The 17,892-nt window shown below is 57.4% G+C and carries 18 protein-coding genes and 2 pseudogenes; 12 read left to right on the top strand and 8 right to left on the bottom strand.

What is annotated here, in order from left to right:
• A partial coding sequence (locus tag GHO41_RS09205) for a transposase (RefSeq protein ID WP_153433402.1) occupies positions 1-352 on the top strand: 352 nt, incomplete at its 5' end.
• Between the two features lie 128 nt (positions 353-480).
• Here the strand turns inward: GHO41_RS09205 and queD are convergent.
• Positions 481-837: a 6-carboxytetrahydropterin synthase QueD gene (gene queD, locus GHO41_RS09200; RefSeq protein ID WP_048386287.1), complete on the bottom strand. Its 357-nt coding sequence runs from the start codon at positions 835-837 to the stop codon at positions 481-483.
• 186 nt (positions 838-1,023) lie between these two features.
• On the opposite strand from queD, the gene GHO41_RS09195 reads away from it, so the two are divergent.
• From GHO41_RS09195 to GHO41_RS09185, 3 genes are read left to right on the top strand one after another with little or no spacing between them, the layout of a single operon-like run.
• On the top strand, positions 1,024-1,341 hold the full coding sequence (locus tag GHO41_RS09195) for a PepSY domain-containing protein (protein ID WP_371928882.1): 318 nt from the start codon (positions 1,024-1,026) through the stop codon (positions 1,339-1,341).
• Entirely contained in the window at positions 1,341-2,009 is a 669-nt protein-coding gene (locus GHO41_RS09190) for a response regulator transcription factor (protein ID WP_153329281.1), read from the top strand. The genes GHO41_RS09195 and GHO41_RS09190 overlap by 1 nt, the downstream gene beginning before the upstream one ends.
• Positions 2,006-3,325: a sensor histidine kinase gene (locus GHO41_RS09185; RefSeq protein WP_371928881.1), complete on the top strand. Its 1,320-nt coding sequence runs from the start codon at positions 2,006-2,008 to the stop codon at positions 3,323-3,325. The genes GHO41_RS09190 and GHO41_RS09185 overlap by 4 nt, the downstream gene beginning before the upstream one ends.
• Before the next feature lie 45 nt (positions 3,326-3,370).
• Here GHO41_RS09185 and GHO41_RS30690 read toward each other — a convergent pair.
• A pseudogene (locus GHO41_RS30690) lies at positions 3,371-3,895 on the bottom strand (methyl-accepting chemotaxis protein); the annotation flags it as partial.
• Positions 3,896-4,228: 333 nt separating this feature from the next.
• Positions 4,229-5,299: pseudogene (locus GHO41_RS30685) on the bottom strand (HAMP domain-containing protein); the annotation flags it as partial.
• A 525-nt stretch (positions 5,300-5,824) separates the two neighbouring features.
• Between GHO41_RS30685 and GHO41_RS09175 the strand changes: the two are divergent.
• Positions 5,825-7,144, top strand: a complete 1,320-nt coding sequence (locus GHO41_RS09175; protein ID WP_153433400.1) for a Na+/H+ antiporter family protein — start codon at positions 5,825-5,827, stop codon at positions 7,142-7,144.
• A gap of 15 nt (positions 7,145-7,159) precedes the next feature.
• On the opposite strand, the gene GHO41_RS09170 is transcribed toward GHO41_RS09175, so the two are convergent.
• From GHO41_RS09170 to GHO41_RS09150, 5 genes are all read right to left on the bottom strand, one after another.
• A complete protein-coding gene (locus tag GHO41_RS09170) occupies positions 7,160-8,020 on the bottom strand; it encodes a pirin family protein (protein ID WP_153433399.1) in 861 nt (286 codons plus the stop codon).
• Between the two features lie 59 nt (positions 8,021-8,079).
• Positions 8,080-8,496, bottom strand: a complete 417-nt coding sequence (locus tag GHO41_RS09165) for an OsmC family protein (protein ID WP_048371605.1) — start codon at positions 8,494-8,496, stop codon at positions 8,080-8,082.
• A 126-nt stretch (positions 8,497-8,622) separates the two neighbouring features.
• Positions 8,623-9,843: a beta-ketoacyl-ACP synthase I gene (gene fabB, locus GHO41_RS09160; protein WP_048371603.1), complete on the bottom strand. Its 1,221-nt coding sequence runs from the start codon at positions 9,841-9,843 to the stop codon at positions 8,623-8,625.
• 11 nt (positions 9,844-9,854) lie between these two features.
• On the bottom strand, positions 9,855-10,370 hold the full coding sequence (gene fabA, locus GHO41_RS09155; RefSeq protein WP_032859207.1) for a 3-hydroxyacyl-[acyl-carrier-protein] dehydratase FabA: 516 nt from the start codon (positions 10,368-10,370) through the stop codon (positions 9,855-9,857).
• A 248-nt stretch (positions 10,371-10,618) separates the two neighbouring features.
• Positions 10,619-12,517: an ATP-binding protein gene (locus tag GHO41_RS09150; RefSeq protein ID WP_153433398.1), complete on the bottom strand. Its 1,899-nt coding sequence runs from the start codon at positions 12,515-12,517 to the stop codon at positions 10,619-10,621.
• 237 nt (positions 12,518-12,754) lie between these two features.
• Here GHO41_RS09150 and GHO41_RS09145 point away from each other — a divergent pair, with 237 nt between their 5' ends.
• The 7 genes from GHO41_RS09145 (at position 12,755) to GHO41_RS09115 (ending at position 17,853) form a co-directional block, all read left to right on the top strand.
• Complete coding sequence (locus GHO41_RS09145) at positions 12,755-13,780, top strand: NAD(P)H-dependent glycerol-3-phosphate dehydrogenase (protein WP_153433397.1); 1,026 nt, start codon at positions 12,755-12,757, stop codon at positions 13,778-13,780.
• A gap of 18 nt (positions 13,781-13,798) precedes the next feature.
• Entirely contained in the window at positions 13,799-14,131 is a 333-nt protein-coding gene (locus GHO41_RS09140; RefSeq protein WP_048371599.1) for a DUF4389 domain-containing protein, read from the top strand.
• On the top strand, positions 14,128-14,580 hold the full coding sequence (sixA, locus tag GHO41_RS09135; protein WP_048371597.1) for a phosphohistidine phosphatase SixA: 453 nt from the start codon (positions 14,128-14,130) through the stop codon (positions 14,578-14,580). The genes GHO41_RS09140 and sixA overlap by 4 nt, the downstream gene beginning before the upstream one ends.
• 121 nt (positions 14,581-14,701) lie before the next feature.
• Positions 14,702-15,145: a hotdog fold thioesterase gene (locus GHO41_RS09130; RefSeq protein WP_048371594.1), complete on the top strand. Its 444-nt coding sequence runs from the start codon at positions 14,702-14,704 to the stop codon at positions 15,143-15,145.
• 109 nt (positions 15,146-15,254) lie between these two features.
• On the top strand, positions 15,255-16,055 hold the full coding sequence (locus GHO41_RS09125) for an alpha/beta fold hydrolase (protein WP_048371593.1): 801 nt from the start codon (positions 15,255-15,257) through the stop codon (positions 16,053-16,055).
• Positions 16,056-16,067: 12 nt separating this feature from the next.
• Entirely contained in the window at positions 16,068-16,922 is an 855-nt protein-coding gene (locus GHO41_RS09120) for an alpha/beta fold hydrolase (protein ID WP_048371591.1), read from the top strand.
• Positions 16,923-17,034: 112 nt separating this feature from the next.
• Positions 17,035-17,853, top strand: coding sequence for a DUF4892 domain-containing protein (locus tag GHO41_RS09115; RefSeq protein WP_048371589.1), 819 nt, complete (start codon positions 17,035-17,037; stop codon positions 17,851-17,853).
• Positions 17,854-17,892: the final 39 nt, after the last annotated feature.

The following is a 17,892-nucleotide window of genomic DNA, read 5'->3' as shown; positions in this document are numbered from 1 at the left end:
GATCGCCCAGCGCGAGCTTGTGCATGAAGGTTTGGGGATTACCAAGGCGCTGGATTACAGCCTAAAACGATGGGCTGTGTTGAGCCGTTATCTCAACGACGGCACGGTGCCGATAGACAACAACCATATCGAACAGCAAATTCGACCTTGGGCTCTTGGAAGAAAAAACTGGCTGTTCGCCGGTTCACTACGCAGTGGCCAACGCGCTGCCGCGCTAATGAGTTTGATCCAGTCAGCCAAGCTCAACGGCCACGATACGTATGCTTATCTAAAAGACGTTCTTACTCGCCTGCCTACGCAGCGGGCGAGTGAGATTGGGGAGTTGTTGCCGCATCGATGGCAACCGGCTTAGTTGCGCAAGACGGGATGCCCGGACGCTTACCTTGCAGCTTGCAGCTTGCAGCTTGCAGCTTGCAGCTTGCAGTTCAAAATCCAGACATAAAAAACCACCGCTCAGGTGGTTTCTTTATATCCCGGCGTTCAGTCGCCGTAATAAATGCAGCCACTGGTGCACGTTTCATGAATTCGAATGGCTGACAGTTCAGGAAGCAAGGGCTTGAGCTGTTGCCAAATCCACTTCGCCAAAACTTCGCTGGTTGGATTTTCCAAGCCAGGAATATCGTTCAAGTAGTTATGGTCGAGTTGCTCATACAGCGGCTTGAAAATCGCTTTGATTTCCGAGAAGTCGCGGATCCAGCCGGTTGCAGGATCAATGTCGCCACTCAAATGGATTGCAACCTTGAATGAATGCCCATGCAAACGACCGCATTTATGGCCTTCAGGGACGTAAGGCAACCGATGCGCGGATTCGAAGGTAAACTCTTTAAAAATTTCCACAGTGTTTATAGCTCTGAAAGGTGGCTATCGCCTGGGCGATGAATGCAGGACGGCAGTTTAGCAGTTAACGCACGGCTAACGACAATCACGCTCCAGGCCAGCAGACAGACAGACCTGCATATTCAGTTTCAATTAAGCCAACAACGCTATAGTCCGCATTTTTAACGTGGCATGCATCGGAGGTAAGTGATCACCGTGAATCAGTACGTTCGAGGCTGTGTTGCACTGCTGCTTATTACGTTTTCCTGTTTGGTCTTCTCCCGGGACCTGGATCAGGACGAAGCGCTGCGTTTGCGAGAAAAAGGCGTCATCTTGCCCCTGGAGCAACTGCTTCAAAAGGCATTCCAGTATCACCCCAAGGCCAAGCTGCTCGAAGCGGAGCTGGAAGAGGATGATGACATGTATGTTTACGAAGTTGAGTTGCTGACTCAGGACGGTGTCGTCCGTGAACTCAAGCTGAATGCCGCAGATGGCCAGCTACTCAAAGATGAGGTTGATGATTAATGCGGTTGTTGCTGGTAGAAGACCATGTCCCCTTGGCTGACGAATTGATAACCGGGCTAACGCGCTTGGGGTATGCAGTGGATTGGCTGGCAGACGGCCGTGATGCCCTGTATCAGGGGCAAAGTGAGCCGTACGATTTGATTGTTCTCGATCTGGGTTTGCCGGGTGTTCCCGGTATCGACGTCCTTAAACAATGGCGCACACAGGGGCTTGCCACGCCGGTGCTGATCCTGACCGCCCGCAGCTCATGGTCTGAGCGGATTGAAGGGCTCAAGGCCGGAGCCGATGATTACGTAACCAAACCCTTCCACCCTGAAGAGCTGCAACTGCGTGTACAAGCGCTGCTGCGCCGCTCTCATGGTCAGTCGAACCAGCCGTTGCTTAAATCCGCAGGGTTGCACCTGGACGAGTCGCGCCAATCTGTTACCCATGGCGAGAGTGAAGTGCAACTGACCGCTGCCGAGTTTCGCCTGTTGCGCTACTTTATGCTCCACCCCCAACAGATCCTCTCCAAAAGCCATTTGGCTGAGCATCTCTACGACGGTGAAACAGAACGCGACTCCAATGTGCTTGAGGTTCATGTGAACCATTTGCGGCGCAAGCTCGGCCGCTCTGTCATAGAAACCCGTCGCGGGCAGGGCTATATCTTCGGGTCTGGTGATCAGTGAAGTCCATTCAGCGGCGCTTGAGCATTGGCCTGATCAGTGTCTTGTTTCTATCGGGCCTGGTGGTAAGCCAGGTCAGTCTCTGGCTATTTGAAAATGGCCTTCAGCGATATTTAGAGTCTGGCCTGCAGATTGACAGCGAAAACCTGTTAGTCGCGCTGAGCCGTGGTCCTCTAGGCTTACAGCTGGACGAGCGACGCCTGTCGCCCGCTTATCAGCGTCCGTTTTCAGGGCATTATTTCAGCATCGAATTTGGCGACACACATTGGCGCTCGCGCTCATTGTGGGACGCACAATTACCCAGACCCAAGCAGCCCGGCCTGGACAGCACGCTTCAACCCGGCCCGGAAGGCCAGATGTTGCTGCTCCTGCGCAGCGATTACCTGCGCTTTGGCCAGCCTGTTTCCATCACAGTGGCTCAGGACTACACGCCGATACGAGAAAGCTTCAAGCAAGTGCAGAGAATTGGTCTGGGCATTGGCATCGTTGCGCTCATGGTCATCTTGCTCATGCAGCGGCTCACCGTCCGTCGAGCACTGCGGCCACTGGAAACCGCGCGCAAACAAATCGTGCAATTGCAATCAGGTCAACGCTCACAGCTGGATACCCAAGTTCCCCTTGAACTTGAGCCTTTGGTCACACAGATAAACCACCTGTTGAGCCACACTGAAGACACCTTAAAGCGCTCGCGAAATGCCCTGGGCAACTTGGGGCATGCCTTAAAAACGCCTCTGGCGGTCTTATACAGCTTGGTCAATGACCCGCAATTTGAGCACTACCCTCAGTTGCAACAAAGCCTGCGCGAGCAACTGGAGCATATTCAACAGCGGATGACTCGTGAGCTCAATCGTGCCCGGCTGGCCGGTGATGCCTTGCCGGGTGCCCAGTTTGACGGCGATGCAGAACTGCCTGCCTTAATGTCCACGCTGGGCATGATTCATGGCAATCACCTGCACTTGGCGCTAAATGCCTCACCCGGGCTGCAGATGCCTTGGGACCGTGAAGACATGCTCGAATTGCTCGGCAACCTATTGGATAACGCCTGTAAATGGGCCGATTCCCAAGTTGAGCTAAGTGTTCAGCAAAACCCGAATGGATTTGTCATAGAGGTCCAGGACGATGGTCCCGGTATTCCTGAGTCCGAGCGTGATCAGGTCTTCAGTCGTGGCGCTCGTTTGGACGAACAAGTCAGCGGCCATGGCCTGGGCTTGGGCATCGTGCGCGATATTGTGGAGGCATGGGGAGGGGAGATGAGGCTTGAAACCGGCCCGCTGGGCGGCTTGTCAGTGATCATCGAACTGCACAAGCGTAAACGTTAAGAGGCGCCAGTGGCTCAGGCCAGCAGGCGCCTCTTGGCTGTCACATCACACGCGGAACTGATCCATCAGGTTTTGTTGCTGATTCGCCAGCGAGTTCAGCGACTGGCTTACCCGTGCCGACTCATTGGCCTGCCCGGACAACGACTCGGTGACATCACGAATTGTGGCCACGTTGTGGTTAATCTCTTCGGCCACGGCACTTTGTTCTTCTGCGGCACTGGCAATCTGCAAGTTCATGTCAGTAATGACTGTCACCGCCTCGCCGATTTGCTGCAGAGCAGTGACCGCTTGTCCCACTTGCTCGACGCTGCCCTGAGCCTGACGATGACTGTTGCCCATGGACGACACGACATCTTGGGTGCCCACTTGAAGTTGCTCGATCACTTGGCGAGTTTCTTCGACCGACTCCTGAGTGCGTCGCGCCAGGTTACGCACTTCGTCCGCCACCACGGCAAATCCACGGCCGGCTTCACCGGCACGTGCTGCTTCAATCGCCGCATTCAGGGCGAGCAAGTTGGTTTGCTCGGCAATGGCGCGGATTACTTCCAGTACAGAACCAATTTTCTCGCTGTTGGCCGCCAATCCTTCCACTTGCACCATCGCCTCGCTCATGTCAGCGGCCAAGTGATCAATGCTGTTGGTTGTGCGGTCGATGATGGTCAAGCCCTCGCGTGTAGCCTGATCTGCATCACGTGCGGCTTGAGCGGCCTGTGCAGCACTGCGGGCGACGTCCTGCGCCGTGGCGCTCATTTCATGAGATGCCGTGGCCACCTGATCCACCTGGCGATATTGCTGCTCCATGCCTGCGCTGGTCTGGGTCGCAATCGCCGCCGACTGGTCAGCGGTACTGCGAGCGTCCTGCACGGAGCGTTTAACTTCGGCAATGATCGGTTGCAGTTTGTCGAGGAAGCGGTTGAACCAGCCCGCCAATTGCCCGAGCTCATCTTTCTTGTCGTACTCCAGACGGCGCGTCAGGTCACCTTCGCCGCTGGCAATGTCCTCCAGCATGCGCGCAACACCCAGTATCGGGCTAGTCACGCTGCGCGCCATCAGCCATACCAACAGCAAACCGATGATCGCCGCCAGCGAACCCAGCCCCAACTCAATCAGGGTGCCAGCGGTATTACGCGCCTCCAGGTCGGCCTGAAGCACTTGTGCCGGTCCCACCAGTACCTTTTCAGGCACATCGAGCAAGACCCCCCAAGGTTTGCTGCCAGGAATCGGGAAAAACGGTGTCAGCACTTTCAAACGTTGATGGTTGCGGATGCTCTCGGTCTGACCCGCGCTGTTCATCAACTCTGTCAGCTTGCCACCGTCATCGGGATCGACCTGATTCAGGCGCAGGCTGAGCTTGCTGGCATCCGCGCTGAAACCTGACAGCAAGCCTGCCGAGGTGATGATGCCGACGTTGGTTTGCCCGTCGTACAGCTTTTTGCTGGCCTGCACACTCATGGCTTGCAGGCTGTTGAGGTTGATATCAACGGAGAGCGAAGCGATCACCTTGCCATCGACCATCAGCGGGAAAACGATGCTGGTCATCAGCACCCGTTGCCCGTCAATGTCATAAAAGTAAGGTTCGATAATGCACGGCTTTAGCGTCGCACGCGGGCAGGTAAACCATGAGTTATTGGCCTGACCGCTAGGTCCGATACTGGTGTCGGACATATCGGTTTCAGGCAGCGCCATCGAGGTGAGCTTGCCGGGTGTCGGCTGTGACCAATAAAGGGCAAAGCGGCCCTTGTCGTTGCTGCCCAGCACGGGTTGATGCTCAAACAACTTGTCTTTGCCATCCAGTGCGTTGGCTTCAAATACCAGCGACAGGCCGAGCAAGTCAGGGTTGGCCTGCAACGCCGCTTTTACTTGGTGAGTCAGGTCCTCACGCAGGTCGAAGGCATCCAGAAAGCGCTTTTCGGATTGCTCACGCAAAAACAGGACTTGGCGGGCAAAGCCGTTTCCGTATTGGTAGGCGTCCATAAATTGACGGCTAATGGCCTGGGCCTGCGCCTCACCCTGAGCTTCGATACGCGCCTGGGCTGAATCATTGAGCATTTTTGCGCTTGAGGCTTCTACCAGGCTGGAGGTGTACTCCATGCGGTAGAGAGAAAGCCCTACCAGCAGGGCAACAATACCCACAAGGCAAAGGCCGGCGAGCAGGGTGATTTTCCACTGTATGGAAAGCTGTCTGAGCGACATGGAGACATCCTAAAAAGAGGCTTTTACCCTTAGCGGCCATTTGACACATTTCTTTACGACAAAAAGCGAAATTTCATGTTAAAAAAAATGCGCTAAAGCCCTGTAAATACTAGGGATAAATTGCTTTTTCAGTGGTTCGTCGATCGCTTCTGGCCTGCGCTTTGACAAGGCGCCGATGCTCCTGCAAAGTGTGCGCCCTCAAATAAGCCCTCCTTTCCAAATCCGGCGACTGCAACAGCAGTCTATTACCCGGAGTTTTCCGCTTTACGGTGTTTTTATCGTGGTGCGTACTATGAGGTTGTAACTATGAATGCAGTAATTGCCGCGGTCGGCATCATGTTGGTGCTCAGTCTGTTCCGTGTGCATGTGGTCATCGCACTGATTGTGGGTGCGGTGGTAGGCGGGTTGGTGGGCGGCCTGAGCATCGAGGCCACGCTCGAGGCGTTCAACAGCGGCTTGGGCGGCGGAGCCACTGTGGCGTTGTCTTACGCCTTGCTGGGCGCTTTCGCAGTGGCGATCGCCAAGTCCGGGCTGGCTCATGCACTGGCCGACAGAGCCTTGGCGATGGTCAACAAGCAGCAGGCAGTCGGTGGTAATCGGGTCAAATGGCTATTGATCGGGTTACTGTTGGTGGTTGCGATTTGCTCGCAGAACATCTTGCCGATTCATATCGCTTTCATCCCGCTGTTGGTTCCGCCTTTGCTGTATGTGCTGACCAAACTGAAGATCGACCGCCGCCTGGTTGCCTGTGTCATGACCTTTGGCTTGATCACGCCCTACATGTTCTTGCCGGTTGGTTTTGGCAATATTTTCCTCAACCAGATTCTGCTCGCCAACGTCAGCAAAAGTGGCGTTGATATCAGCCAGGTCAATGTCACCCACGCCATGGCTATCCCTGCGCTGGGCATGCTGGTTGGCCTGCTGGTGGCGGTGTTCATCAGCTACCGCAAAAAGCGTGAATATGACCTGGCCAAGATCGAGCAGGTTGAACAGACCGCGATCAACTACAACCCGTTGACCCTGCTGGTGGCCGGGGTCGCGATTGCGTCCGCGTTCATCATTCAGCTGTGGCTGGGTTCGATGATTATCGGCGCCCTGGTCGGTTTTCTGATTTTCTCGGTGTCCGGGATTGTGCGTTGGCGCGAGACCGACGACCTGTTCACCGAAGGCATGAAAATGATGGCCATGATCGGTTTCATCATGATCGCCGCCTCAGGCTTTGCAGAAGTCATGAAAGCCACGGGCGAGGTGAAATCACTGGTTGAAGCCTCGGCGGGCTGGATCAATCACAGCCAGGGAGTAGGCGCGTTGCTCATGCTGCTGGTCGGGTTGTTGGTGACCATGGGGATTGGTTCTTCATTTTCGACGGTGCCGATTCTTGCCGCGATCTTCGTACCACTTTGCGTGCAACTGGGTTTTAGCCCGATGGCGATTGTGTGCATCGTCGGTACGGCAGGCGCGTTGGGGGATGCCGGTTCGCCAGCGTCGGACTCTACCTTGGGCCCGACCTCCGGTTTGAACATCGACGGCCAGCATCACCACATCTGGGACACCGTGGTGCCGACCTTTTTGCATTACAACCTGCCACTGCTGGCCTTCGGCTGGGCCGCCGCGATGATCCTCTAAGGCCGTCTCAGGCCTTCAGGGCAACTCAATCCGGCCGCTCTCGAAAGGGACGGTCGGCCAATCGCCTGCCGCCCAGCGGGCTCTTGCCCGCTCAATCAACTCGCGGTCGCTGGCAACGAAATTCCAGTTCATGCGCCGCGGCCCATCGAGCGGCGCTCCGCCAATCAGCACCGCGTGGCAATCGCTGTCTGCGCTCAGGGTCAGTGCTTCACCCGCCGGCAGCAGTACCAGGCTGTGTGGCTCCAGTGTTTGGCCTTCCAGCTGCATGTCGCCTTGCAACACATACAGCGCCCGCTCCTGATGTTCATCAGGGATCAACAGGGTGGTGGCTGTTTGCATATGGATTTCGGCATACACCGTCGGTGAAAGCACCGGCACCGGCGACTCCAGGCAAAAGCCTGTCCCGGCAATCATTCGTACGCGGACCCCCAGGCTATCGCTCACGGGCAGGCTGTCGGCCGGGTGATGGCTATACGAACCTGCGCCTTGCTCGTGTTCTTTAGGCGACGCCAGCCACACTTGCAGGCCGTGCAAGGTCGAGCCCTGCTCGCGTAGCGGGGCGGGGGTACGCTCAATATGGGCAATCGCGGCGCCTGCGGTCATCCAGCTGACTTCGCCGGGCCCGACCAACTGGTCTGAGCCCAAACTGTCTTTGTGCTGCAAGTGGCCTTCAAACAGGTAGGTGAGGGTCGAAAGACCAATGTGCGGATGCTGTTGGATATTCATCCCGTGACCGGGTGGGTAATCAGTCACCAGCATGTGATCGAAAAAAACAAACGGCCCGACACTGCGGCATTTGGCTGAAGGCAGCGGGCGCAAGATCGGCTGGCCCTCGACGTCTTCGGCGCGCGGGTGAATCACGGTGAATGTCGGCATGGGCCCGTCCAGGCAATTAAGGGAGCGTTGAGCATAACCCAACGCTCGCGAGGCCCGCATTACTGGCTGAAAGCGCCTTCTGACAAGTGCGTTTCGATGGTGACGTCAGCGGTGGTCATCAGTTTGTGCACCGGGCACTTGTCGGCGACCTTATGCAGCTCTTCGCGCTGTTGGTCGGTCAGTACGCCCTTGAGGGTCAGTTTCACGTGCAGCGCGTATTTGCCTTGTTGCTCTTCGCTGGCATCGTGCTTGACCTCAACAGTCACCCCGGTAAGCGGAATGTCTTTCTTTTGCGCATAGAGCTTGAGCGTCAATGCTTTGCAGGCGCCCAGCGCGGCGTCGAAATAATCGTGCGGAGACGGTGCTGAACCCTCGCCACCGATCGCTTTGGGAACATCAGTAAACACTTCGTAATCGTCGATTTTAATGCTGTGACGAAAACCTTCGTGGGACACGGTGTTGACGGTAACGGTCATGGCAAACCTCAGAGTGGAGTGATAAAGGTCCTGATCTTTATAGAGCACTGCACCGGGTTGTACGTTCCATCGGGCAAAAAAAATGCCCCGACCAGGTCGGGGCATTTTCAGTGAGCGGGGGAGGGCTTACTTGCCTTCCCAGCGCTTCAGAACCAGGGTGGCGTTAGTGCCTCCGAAGCCGAAGCTGTTGCTCATCACGGTGTTGATCGTTGCATCTTCACGGGTTTTGGTCAGCACTGGCATGTCGGCAACCGCCGGGTCCAGTTCATCAATGTTGGCGGAGCCCGCAATGAAGTTGCCTTCCATCATCAGCATGCAGTAGATCGCTTCGTGAACGCCTGCGGCGCCCAGGGAGTGACCCGACAGGCTTTTGGTCGAGCTGATAGGCGGTGCCTTGTCTGCGAAGACTTCGCGAATGCCTTTCATCTCTGCCACGTCGCCAACCGGAGTCGATGTGCCGTGGGTGTTGATGTAGTCGATCGGTGCATCGACCGTCGACATTGCCATCTGCATGCAGCGGATAGCGCCTTCGCCGCTCGGAGCAACCATGTCATAGCCGTCAGACGTTGCGCCGTAGCCAACGATTTCAGCGTAGATCTTGGCGCCACGGGCCAGAGCGTGTTCCAGCTCTTCGACCACCACCATACCGCCACCGCCAGCGATGACGAAACCGTCACGGTCGGCGTCGTAGGCACGGGAAGCTTGTTCAGGGGTGTCATTGCGCTTGCTGGACAGCGCGCCCATTGCGTCGAACAGGAACGACTGGCTCCAGTGCTCCTCTTCACCACCACCGGCGAAAACGATGTCCTGCTTGCCCATCTGGATCTGTTCCATGGCGTGACCGATGCAGTGAGCACTGGTGGCGCAGGCAGAAGCGATGGAGTAGTTCAGGCCCTTGATCTTGAACGGTGTCGCCAGGCAAGCGGACACGGTGCTGCTCATGGTCCGCGTTACACGGTATGGGCCGACACGTTTAACGCCTTTTTCGCGCAGGATGTCCAGTGCTTCCATCTGGTTCAGGGTCGACGCACCACCGGAACCGGCGATCAGGCCAGTACGCGGGTTGGAGACTTGCTCCTCGGTCAGGCCCGAATCAGTGATGGCGTCTTTCATGGCCAGGTAGGCGTAAGCCGCTGCATGGCCAACAAAGCGATAAATCTTGCGATCGATCAGCTCTTCGAGGTTCAGGTCGATGGAGCCGGAAACCTGGCTACGCAGACCCATTTCGGCGTATTCCGGGTTGAAGCGGATGCCAGGGCGACTAGCACGCAGGTTAGCGGAGACGGTCTCTTTGTCATTGCCCAGGCACGAAACAATGCCCAGACCAGTGATAACGACGCGGCGCATGCGGATAACCCTTAAAAGTTGTCAGTTGAAGTGAACACGCCGACCCGAAGGCCTTCAGCGGTATAAATCTCGCGACCGTCGACAGTCACCGAACCATCGGCAATGGCCAGGTTCAGCTTGCCCTTGAGGACGCGTTTAATGTGAATGTTGTAGGTGACCTTCTTGGCGGTCGGCAAAACCTGGCCAAAGAACTTCACTTCGCCCGAACCCAGGGCACGACCGCGGCCCGGCAAACCCTGCCAGCCCAGGTAAAAGCCAACCAGCTGCCACATGGCGTCGAGGCCCAGGCAGCCCGGCATCACCGGATCGCCTTCAAAGTGGCAGGCAAAAAACCACAGGTCTGGAGTGATATCCAGCTCGGCGACCAATTCACCCTTGCCGTACTTGCCGCCTTCTTCACTGATATGGGTAATGCGATCCACCATCAGCATGTTAGGGGCGGGCAGTTGCGCGTTACCTGGGCCGAACAGTTCGCCGCGGCTACAGCGCAGCAGATCTTCCCGAGTAAAGGCGTTTTGTTTGGTCATGCGAGCTCCTCAATAATCCCATGCGGCAGGGTGGGGCAAATCTTCCCGACCAACCGAAACATGTTGTCTCAGTTCGCCAGCCTACACATAGACTATTGCGTTGTAGTGAAAGTCACAGCGCAAAGGACAGGAATGTACACTTGTGCACTGAAAATTTAAATCGGGCCGGTTCAGGGGCCCATTCGGGTGCCTAAGACTGCCGCACTTTTGCATTTTACGCCAGTCGCAGGTGGCTCTTTAGCCACAAGTTACTGGACCCAGCACTGCAGAATTTGTTCCAGATCGGTTCGTTTGAACGGCTTTGCAAGGTAATCGTTCATACCGGCTTGCAGGCAGTTTTCCCTGTCTCCCTGTAAGGCGTTGGCGGTCAACGCGATAATGGGCACCGTCCTGCAGCCTGCCAATTGACGAATTTGCCGGGTAGCCTCATAGCCATCAATGATGGGAAGACGGCAGTCCATCAGGATCGCCACATAGTCTTCGGTATTGGCCTGGTGAATGGCTTGTGCACCATCACTGACCACGCACACTTCGTAGCCAAGGCTTCGCAGGGTGGCTTCGATGACCGTCTGATTGACCGGATTATCCTCCACCAACAGCACTTTGCCGCCGTGGCCCGTGGGCGGTTGTGCAGCCAGCGCCGGCGGTTGGCTCAGGGTCACGGGTTGGTGCAGCTCCAGCGGAATTTCCAGGGTGAACACCGAACCTTGGCCTTCCTCACTCTTGGCGCGCAACGTACCGCCCATGCGCTCAGCCAGCGTGCGGGCGATGGGCAGGCCCAGGCCGGTGCCGCCATAACGCCGGGATATCGAACTGTCCGCTTGCTGAAAGGCGTCAAACATGGATTCAAGTTTTTCGTTGCTGATCCCGATTCCGCTGTCGCGCACCGTGCAGGTAAACCAAATCAACTGGTGATCCAGCGGCTGCCATTTAGCTTCAATGCTGACGTTGCCGCGCTCGGTAAATTTCAAGGCATTGCCAATCAGATTGACCAGAATTTGCCGTATCCGGGTCGGATCGCCAAGGACGTGCAAGGCCGACAAGCCTTCAGGCAATGCCAGTTGCAGCAGCAAACCCCGCTGGCCTGCACTGAACTGGAACGTTTGTGCGCAGTTATCGATCAAATCCAGCAAGTTGAACGCAATGTGCTCAAGTTCCAGCGTCGAGCGTTCGATCCTCGAGAAGTCGAGAATGTCATTGATCACCTTCAACAAGTGCTCAGTAGACGCCGAGGCAAGGTCTGCATATTCCTTTTGCTCTTCAGTCATCTCGGTGGTTTCGAGCAGTTGCAGCATTCCCAGCACGCCATTCATGGGCGTGCGCAACTCATGGCTCATCATCGCCAAAAATTCAGTTTTAGCGCGGTTGGCGCTCTCGGCCTCTTCGCGCGCCTGAATCAATTGCGACATAGCTGTCTGCTGCTCACGGCTGGCCTGTTCAAGGCCCGAAGCCAGATTATTGATGTGTTGGGCCAGGCTGCCCAGTTCGCCATCGTCAACCACCGGCAGAGGAGCCTTGTAATCACCGTGCTGGATGGCCTTGACGGTTTTGCTCATGTCGCTGATGGGCTTGGACAGGTTCGCCGCCAGGCGCCGTGCCAAAAGGAAGGTAAAACCCAGGGCAAAGAGCGCAAGAATCACCGCTTTGAGCAGGATCTCTTGCTGGCGCTTGCTGAATGCATCGTTGGACATGCCCACCAGCACGCGGCCCAGGTAATCCTCTTCTGGCGCAGAGGCTTGCAGGTTGTTGCGTAAAAACACATCGCCTGAGTGGCCTCTCTGCCAGCGCACTGGCGCCTGAAAAACCTCAAATTTGGCCCCTTGCGATGGGGAAAACGCCGCTTTTTCAGCGCGAGCCAGCGTCTTGCCGGCACTGTCCTGGATCTGCACAAACTCAACGTGGGGGGTGTTCAGCGAGGCGGTAATCAGGCTTTGCAGGATCACCGCATTCCCGGTAATGACCCCATATTCACTGGCCGGGGCCAATTGGTTGGCAATCAACTGACCGGTGTAGTTCAGCTCCTGGCGCAAGTCCTGGATCCGTACACAGGTGAAAAAACTGATCAGCAGCAGGGTGATCAATAAAGCTGGGCCCAGACTCATCATCTGCGTGCGGGTGTGAATATCCCAGCGACTACGTGTCGTCATGAATGATGAATCCCTTCAGTTGTGCTTCTCAGCGACCTTCAGAGCGGCATGGTAACTGAGCTGTCACACTTTGACAGTCAGGGCCGCCTATTTATCGGGCTTTAAGTGGTCAAAACGAGGGGGCAGGGTGCGCTTCAAAGCAACGGCGCCAGAGCGATGCGCTATGGGGCTGGTCGCAGGGCTGGCGGCCCGTATAATGCGAGCATTGCCACTGTTAGATGGAAGACGGGATTGCATATGACTGAACAGCACGCTATTGCGGTCTTGGGAGGCGGTAGTTTTGGCACCGCCGTGGCCAACTTGCTGGCAGAAAACGGTCACCGTGTGCACCAGTGGATGCGCGACCCCGAGCAAGCCGAGGCGATACGCCTCAATCGAGAAAATCCGCGCTACCTCAAAGGCATCAAAATTCACCCGGGTGTCGAGCCGGTCACCGACCTGCAAGCCACGCTGCAGAGCTGCCAATTGTGCTTTGTGGCGCTTCCTTCCAGCGCGTTGCGCAGCGTGCTGGCGCCCCACGCCGAGCGTTTGAGCGGCAAAATGCTGGTCAGCCTGACCAAGGGCATCGAAGCCCACAGTTTTAAACTGATGAGCGAAATCCTCGAAGAGATCGCCCCTCAAGCCCGCATCGGCGTGTTGTCCGGCCCCAACCTGGCCCGTGAAGTGGCAGAACATGCATTGACCGCCACCGTGGTGGCCAGCGCTGATGAAGCACTCTGCACCCAGGTGCAGAGCGCCTTGCACGGGCGTACCTTCCGCGTCTATGCCAGCGCCGACCGCTTCGGTGTAGAGCTGGGCGGGGCGTTGAAAAACGTCTACGCCATCATCGCCGGCATGGCGGTGGCGCTGGGCATGGGGGAAAACACCAAAAGTATGTTGATTACCCGTGCTTTGGCAGAAATGACTCGTTTTGCTGTCAGCCAAGGCGCTAATCCGATGACTTTTCTCGGCTTGGCGGGTGTAGGCGATTTGATCGTGACCTGTTCATCGCCCAAAAGCCGCAACTATCAGGTCGGGTATGCGTTGGGGCAGGGGCTGAGCCTGGAAGACGCGGTCGCCCGTTTGGGCGAAGTGGCCGAGGGCGTGAATACCCTCAAGGTGCTCAAGGCCAAAGCGCAGGAACTGAACGTTTACATGCCGTTGGTGGCCGGGCTGCATGCCATTCTGTTTGAAGGCCGTACGCTCAACCAAGTGATCGAACTGTTGATGCGCGCAGAACCCAAGACCGATGTCGACTTTATCTCCACCAGTGGTTTCAACTGATCAGCACAGGAGCAGCACATGAGTGACAGCAATAACGCCCCCAAGTACGAATCCATCGTGATACGCGTGCTGTGGATGCTGGTTTTTCTATTGGTCTGGCAAGTCGCGCAATTGGTGCTCGGCGGCCTGGTGCTGGTGCAATTGATTTATCGCCTGGTCTACGGCGCCCCCAATGGCTGTCTGATGAACTTTGGTGACAGCCTGAGCCTTTATCTTGCCCAGATCGGGCGCTTTGGCAGTTTTCACACCGAGCAAAAGCCTTGGCCTTTTGCTGACTGGCCAGCACCGCGTGCGCCAGAAGGTGAAGCCCCTTACGTCGCCCCTTCGAACGGCACCGAGACCAAGCCATGAAGCTGTGGATTTTGCGTCACGGCGAAGCTCAGCCTCACGCCCGACGTGATGCCGAACGCGAACTCACCGCCCATGGTCGTGATCAAGTGCTCTACAGCGCCGCACACTTGATCGGCAAACCCCTGGAGCGCATTTTGGTCAGCCCGTACGTACGGGCTCAGCAAACCGCTGAGTTGGTGCGCGAGGCCCTGGGGTTTACCGGTGAGTTCATCACCGTGCCGTGGCTGACTCCAGAAAGCGAGCCCAAGTTCGCCGCCAGCAAGCTGCCAGACAGTGGCAATGTATTGTTGGTCAGCCATCAGCCTTTCGTGGGTGAGCTGATCAGCCTGTTGCAGCACGGTCATGTGCGTCAGCCGCAGCCGATGCACACCGCCAGCCTGGCGGAGCTCGAAGGGGAGTGGCCGCTGGCCGGCAGCATGACCTTGCTGAGTGTGCATAACCCCCGGTAGGCAAACACCCGTTGTAGCAACAGTTGCAGAATCAGGTCTGTGTGAAAGATAGTTGGGCTCAGGTTGTCGAAAAATCCTACGACAAAATGACAGCCATCACTCACAGAGCAAGGAATGACCCATGAGTTTGTGGACCACCCAGCCGGACCTCGCGCACCTCAACGAGATGCGTAAAAACACCATCTGCGACGTGCTCGACATTACCTTTGATGCCTACGATGACCAGTCGATCACCGCGAGCATGGTGGTGGATCACCGCACTCATCAACCGTTCGGCTTGTTGCATGGCGGGGCTTCGGTGGTCCTGGCCGAAACCCTCGGTTCGATGGCCAGCTACCTGTGCATAGACACCAAAAAGTTCTATTGCGTAGGTCTGGAGGTCAACGCCAACCACCTGCGCGGCGTGCGTAGCGGGCGGGTGAGTGCGGTGGCAAAGCCGGTTCATATGGGGCGCACCACCCACGTCTGGGACATTCGCCTGACCGACGACAACGGCAAACTCAACTGCATTTCGCGACTGACCATCGCCGTCGTCCCGCTGGGCGAAACACCTCCAGCGCGCTGATTCGGCACAGTAATGGCCGTTGTGTCGCCTTTCATGGCGCATACGGTCGTTGTTGTGAGGAATATTCCTACAGACAATAAGGCGTACTTCCTATGTATGGACGCCTTGTATGTCTCGGCAGATTTTCTTCGCCCATGCCAATGGATTCCCCTCAGGCACCTACGGCAAATTGTTTGACGCCCTGGCGCCGGACTTCAGCGTTGCGCGTTTGCCGCAGCACGGGCACGACCCGCGGTTCCCGGTGGACAATAATTGGCGCAATCTGGTCGATGAGCTGATTTATCACCTGCAACAACAAGACGAACCGGTGCTCGGCGTCGGCCATTCGCTGGGCGGCATGTTGCACCTGCACGCCGCGTTACGCTGCCCGCATTTGTACAAAGGCGTGGTCATGCTGGATTCCCCGGTGCTGACAGTGGCCGATCAATGGATGATTCGTGCCGCCAAGCGTTTTGGTTTCATCGACCGCCTCACCCCGGCAGGTCGTACCCTGGGGCGCCGTGAAGAGTTTGCTGACCGCGCAGCTGCACGGGAATACTTCGCGGGCAAGGCATTGTTTCGCAGCTTCGATCCCGATTGTTTTGATGCCTACCTCGAGCATGGCCTGCAAGCCGTTGATGACCGCTTGCGCCTGAGCTTTGATCCGGCCACTGAAATCAACATCTACCGCGGTGTTCCCCACACCAGTCCCGGACGTATCCTGCAATTGCAGGTGCCTTTAACCGTGGTGCGCGGGCAAGACAGCCGCGTGGTCATGCGCCATCATGCCCGCGCCGTGGCGCGTTTGCCCCTCGGTGAGTCGCTGAGCGTGCCGGGCGGGCACATGTTCCCGCTGGAGCAACCGCAAGAAACCGCCCACCTGCTCAAACACATTTTTGCCCGCTGGGAACTGCGTCAACCCGGCCTCTAAAGAGCACCCTGCATGAGCCCTGTGGTTGAAGAAATCCGTCTGAGCCTGCCGCATATCGAACTGGCAGCGCATATATTTGGCCCGCAAGACGGTCTGCCGGTCATCGCCCTGCATGGCTGGCTGGACAACGCCAACAGCTTTGCCCGGCTGGCGCCCAAACTCTCAGGCTTGCGTATCGTGGCAGTGGATTTCGCCGGTCATGGCCACTCGGATCACCGCCCGCGTGGGGCGGGTTATGCGTTGGCCGATTACGCGTTTGACGTGCTGTGTGTCGCCGAGCAACTGGGCTGGAAGCAGTTTGCCCTGTTGGGGCATTCGCTGGGCGCGATTGTCTCGGTGATCATCGCGGGCTCGTTCCCCGAGCGGGTCACCCGGTTGGCCTTGATCGACGGCATCGTCCTGCGCAGCGGCCCCGACATTGACGCGGCCGAGAACATGGGCAAGGCCCTTGAGGCGCAGCTGGCCCATGGGCACAAGCGCAAATCGGTACACCCCACCCTTGATCGAGCCATTGAAGCGCGCATGAAGGGCATGGTGGCTGTCAGTCGCGAAGCGGCCGAACTGCTTGCCCAGCGTGGCTTGATGCCCGTGCCTGGAGGCTACAGCTGGCGCAGTGACAGCCGCTTGACGTTGCCGTCACCGCTTCGACTGACCGATGCGCAGGCCATGTCGTTCGTGCGCCGGGTCACGTGCCCGACCATGCTGGTGGTGGCCGAAGAGGGCATGCTGGCCAGCCACCCTGAGCTGTTGGATCGTCTACCCTTTACCTTGGAACGGTTAGCCGGCGGTCATCATTTGCACCTGAATGACGAGGCTGGAGCAACCCTTGTTGCAGACTGTTTCAATCGGTTCTTCGTCACTCCTTGACTTGCGCAGGCCAACTGTCGAGGCTTGGCGGCTTGAAAGGGGAGACAACCATCATGGATCACTACACCGCTGCGCCCTGCAAAGGCCATCCGCTCTCAACCGTGAGACGCCGATGAACATACCCACTCGTTTTATCTGGGCGCTGGGCCTGAGTTGCCTGAGTACCTGGGCATCGGCTGCGGATGTGCCAGGCAGCCAAGACCTGCAAGGTCTGCCCCGGCTGGCCGACGCGCAAATTGTCGATTACAGCGTAAAGCCCGACATCGAACGCATTTACCCCATGGGCTCAATTCGCAAAATCAGTGGCCGCCTGCGGTTTGAAGGGCAGGTCAACAGCCGTGGTCAAACCACCGCCGTGACGTACGAACTGCCCGCCGAGCATACGGGCTCTGAAGCCTTTACGGCAGCCCGTGAAGCCTTGCAAAAAGAAGGCGCCGAGCTGCTGTTCTGGTGTCAGGGCCGCGATTGCGGTGAAAGCAGCCTGTGGGCCAATGAAGTGTTTGGCAACTCCAAACTCGTGGGGGCGGATGATCAGCAGTCCTACTTGTTGATGCGCCGGGCTGCGCCAGAGCAGAATCAGCTGGTCGCCTTGTATGGCATCAATCGGGGTGGGCGCAAAGCTTATCTGCACGTCGAGCAACTCCAGGCCAGCGCCGATCTTGGCGACCTGCTGCCCACCTCAGCGACCTTGCAACGCCAGTTGAAAAGCACAGGCGAGCTGGACTTCCCGAAACTGACCGGTGAGCCGGACGCACAATGGGTCACCCTGATCGCCCGGGCATTGAACCTTGATGTCACCTCCCGGGTCAGTTTGACCGGCACCCAGGCAGCGGCCTGGCGTGATGCCTTGATCAAAGGCGGTGTGCGCGCCGCTCGCATGGACCTGGGGACCAAACCGGCCAAGGGCCTGCATCTGGAGTTGTTGCGCTAAACCCTGCAAAACGGCGGCTACACTCTGGTAGTCGTCGCT

Origin of the sequence: Pseudomonas sp. FSL R10-0399 (genome assembly GCF_009600165.1) — a bacterium.
Taxonomy (GTDB): Bacteria; Pseudomonadota; Gammaproteobacteria; order Pseudomonadales; family Pseudomonadaceae; genus Aquipseudomonas; species Aquipseudomonas helleri.
This window is presented reverse-complemented; position numbering and strand designations above follow the sequence as displayed.

What these genes read in the sequence shown, in the direction of transcription:
- GHO41_RS09125 (WP_048371593.1), top strand. Translation starts at nt 15,255, where the DNA reads ATGTCTCGGCAGATTTTCTTCGCCCATGCCAATGGATTCCCCTCAGGC.
- GHO41_RS09150 (WP_153433398.1), bottom strand. Translation starts at nt 12,517, where the DNA reads ATGACGACACGTAGTCGCTGGGATATTCACACCCGCACGCAGATGATG.
- GHO41_RS09170 (WP_153433399.1), bottom strand. Translation starts at nt 8,020, where the DNA reads ATGCCGACATTCACCGTGATTCACCCGCGCGCCGAAGACGTCGAGGGC.
- GHO41_RS09115 (WP_048371589.1), top strand. Translation starts at nt 17,035, where the DNA reads ATGAACATACCCACTCGTTTTATCTGGGCGCTGGGCCTGAGTTGCCTG.
- GHO41_RS09130 (WP_048371594.1), top strand. Translation starts at nt 14,702, where the DNA reads ATGAGTTTGTGGACCACCCAGCCGGACCTCGCGCACCTCAACGAGATG.
- sixA (WP_048371597.1), top strand. Translation starts at nt 14,128, where the DNA reads ATGAAGCTGTGGATTTTGCGTCACGGCGAAGCTCAGCCTCACGCCCGA.
- fabB (WP_048371603.1), bottom strand. Translation starts at nt 9,843, where the DNA reads ATGCGCCGCGTCGTTATCACTGGTCTGGGCATTGTTTCGTGCCTGGGC.
- GHO41_RS09190 (WP_153329281.1), top strand. Translation starts at nt 1,341, where the DNA reads ATGCGGTTGTTGCTGGTAGAAGACCATGTCCCCTTGGCTGACGAATTG.
- GHO41_RS09165 (WP_048371605.1), bottom strand. Translation starts at nt 8,496, where the DNA reads ATGACCGTTACCGTCAACACCGTGTCCCACGAAGGTTTTCGTCACAGC.
- GHO41_RS09140 (WP_048371599.1), top strand. Translation starts at nt 13,799, where the DNA reads ATGAGTGACAGCAATAACGCCCCCAAGTACGAATCCATCGTGATACGC.
- fabA (WP_032859207.1), bottom strand. Translation starts at nt 10,370, where the DNA reads ATGACCAAACAAAACGCCTTTACTCGGGAAGATCTGCTGCGCTGTAGC.
- GHO41_RS09175 (WP_153433400.1), top strand. Translation starts at nt 5,825, where the DNA reads ATGAATGCAGTAATTGCCGCGGTCGGCATCATGTTGGTGCTCAGTCTG.
- GHO41_RS09120 (WP_048371591.1), top strand. Translation starts at nt 16,068, where the DNA reads ATGAGCCCTGTGGTTGAAGAAATCCGTCTGAGCCTGCCGCATATCGAA.
- GHO41_RS09145 (WP_153433397.1), top strand. Translation starts at nt 12,755, where the DNA reads ATGACTGAACAGCACGCTATTGCGGTCTTGGGAGGCGGTAGTTTTGGC.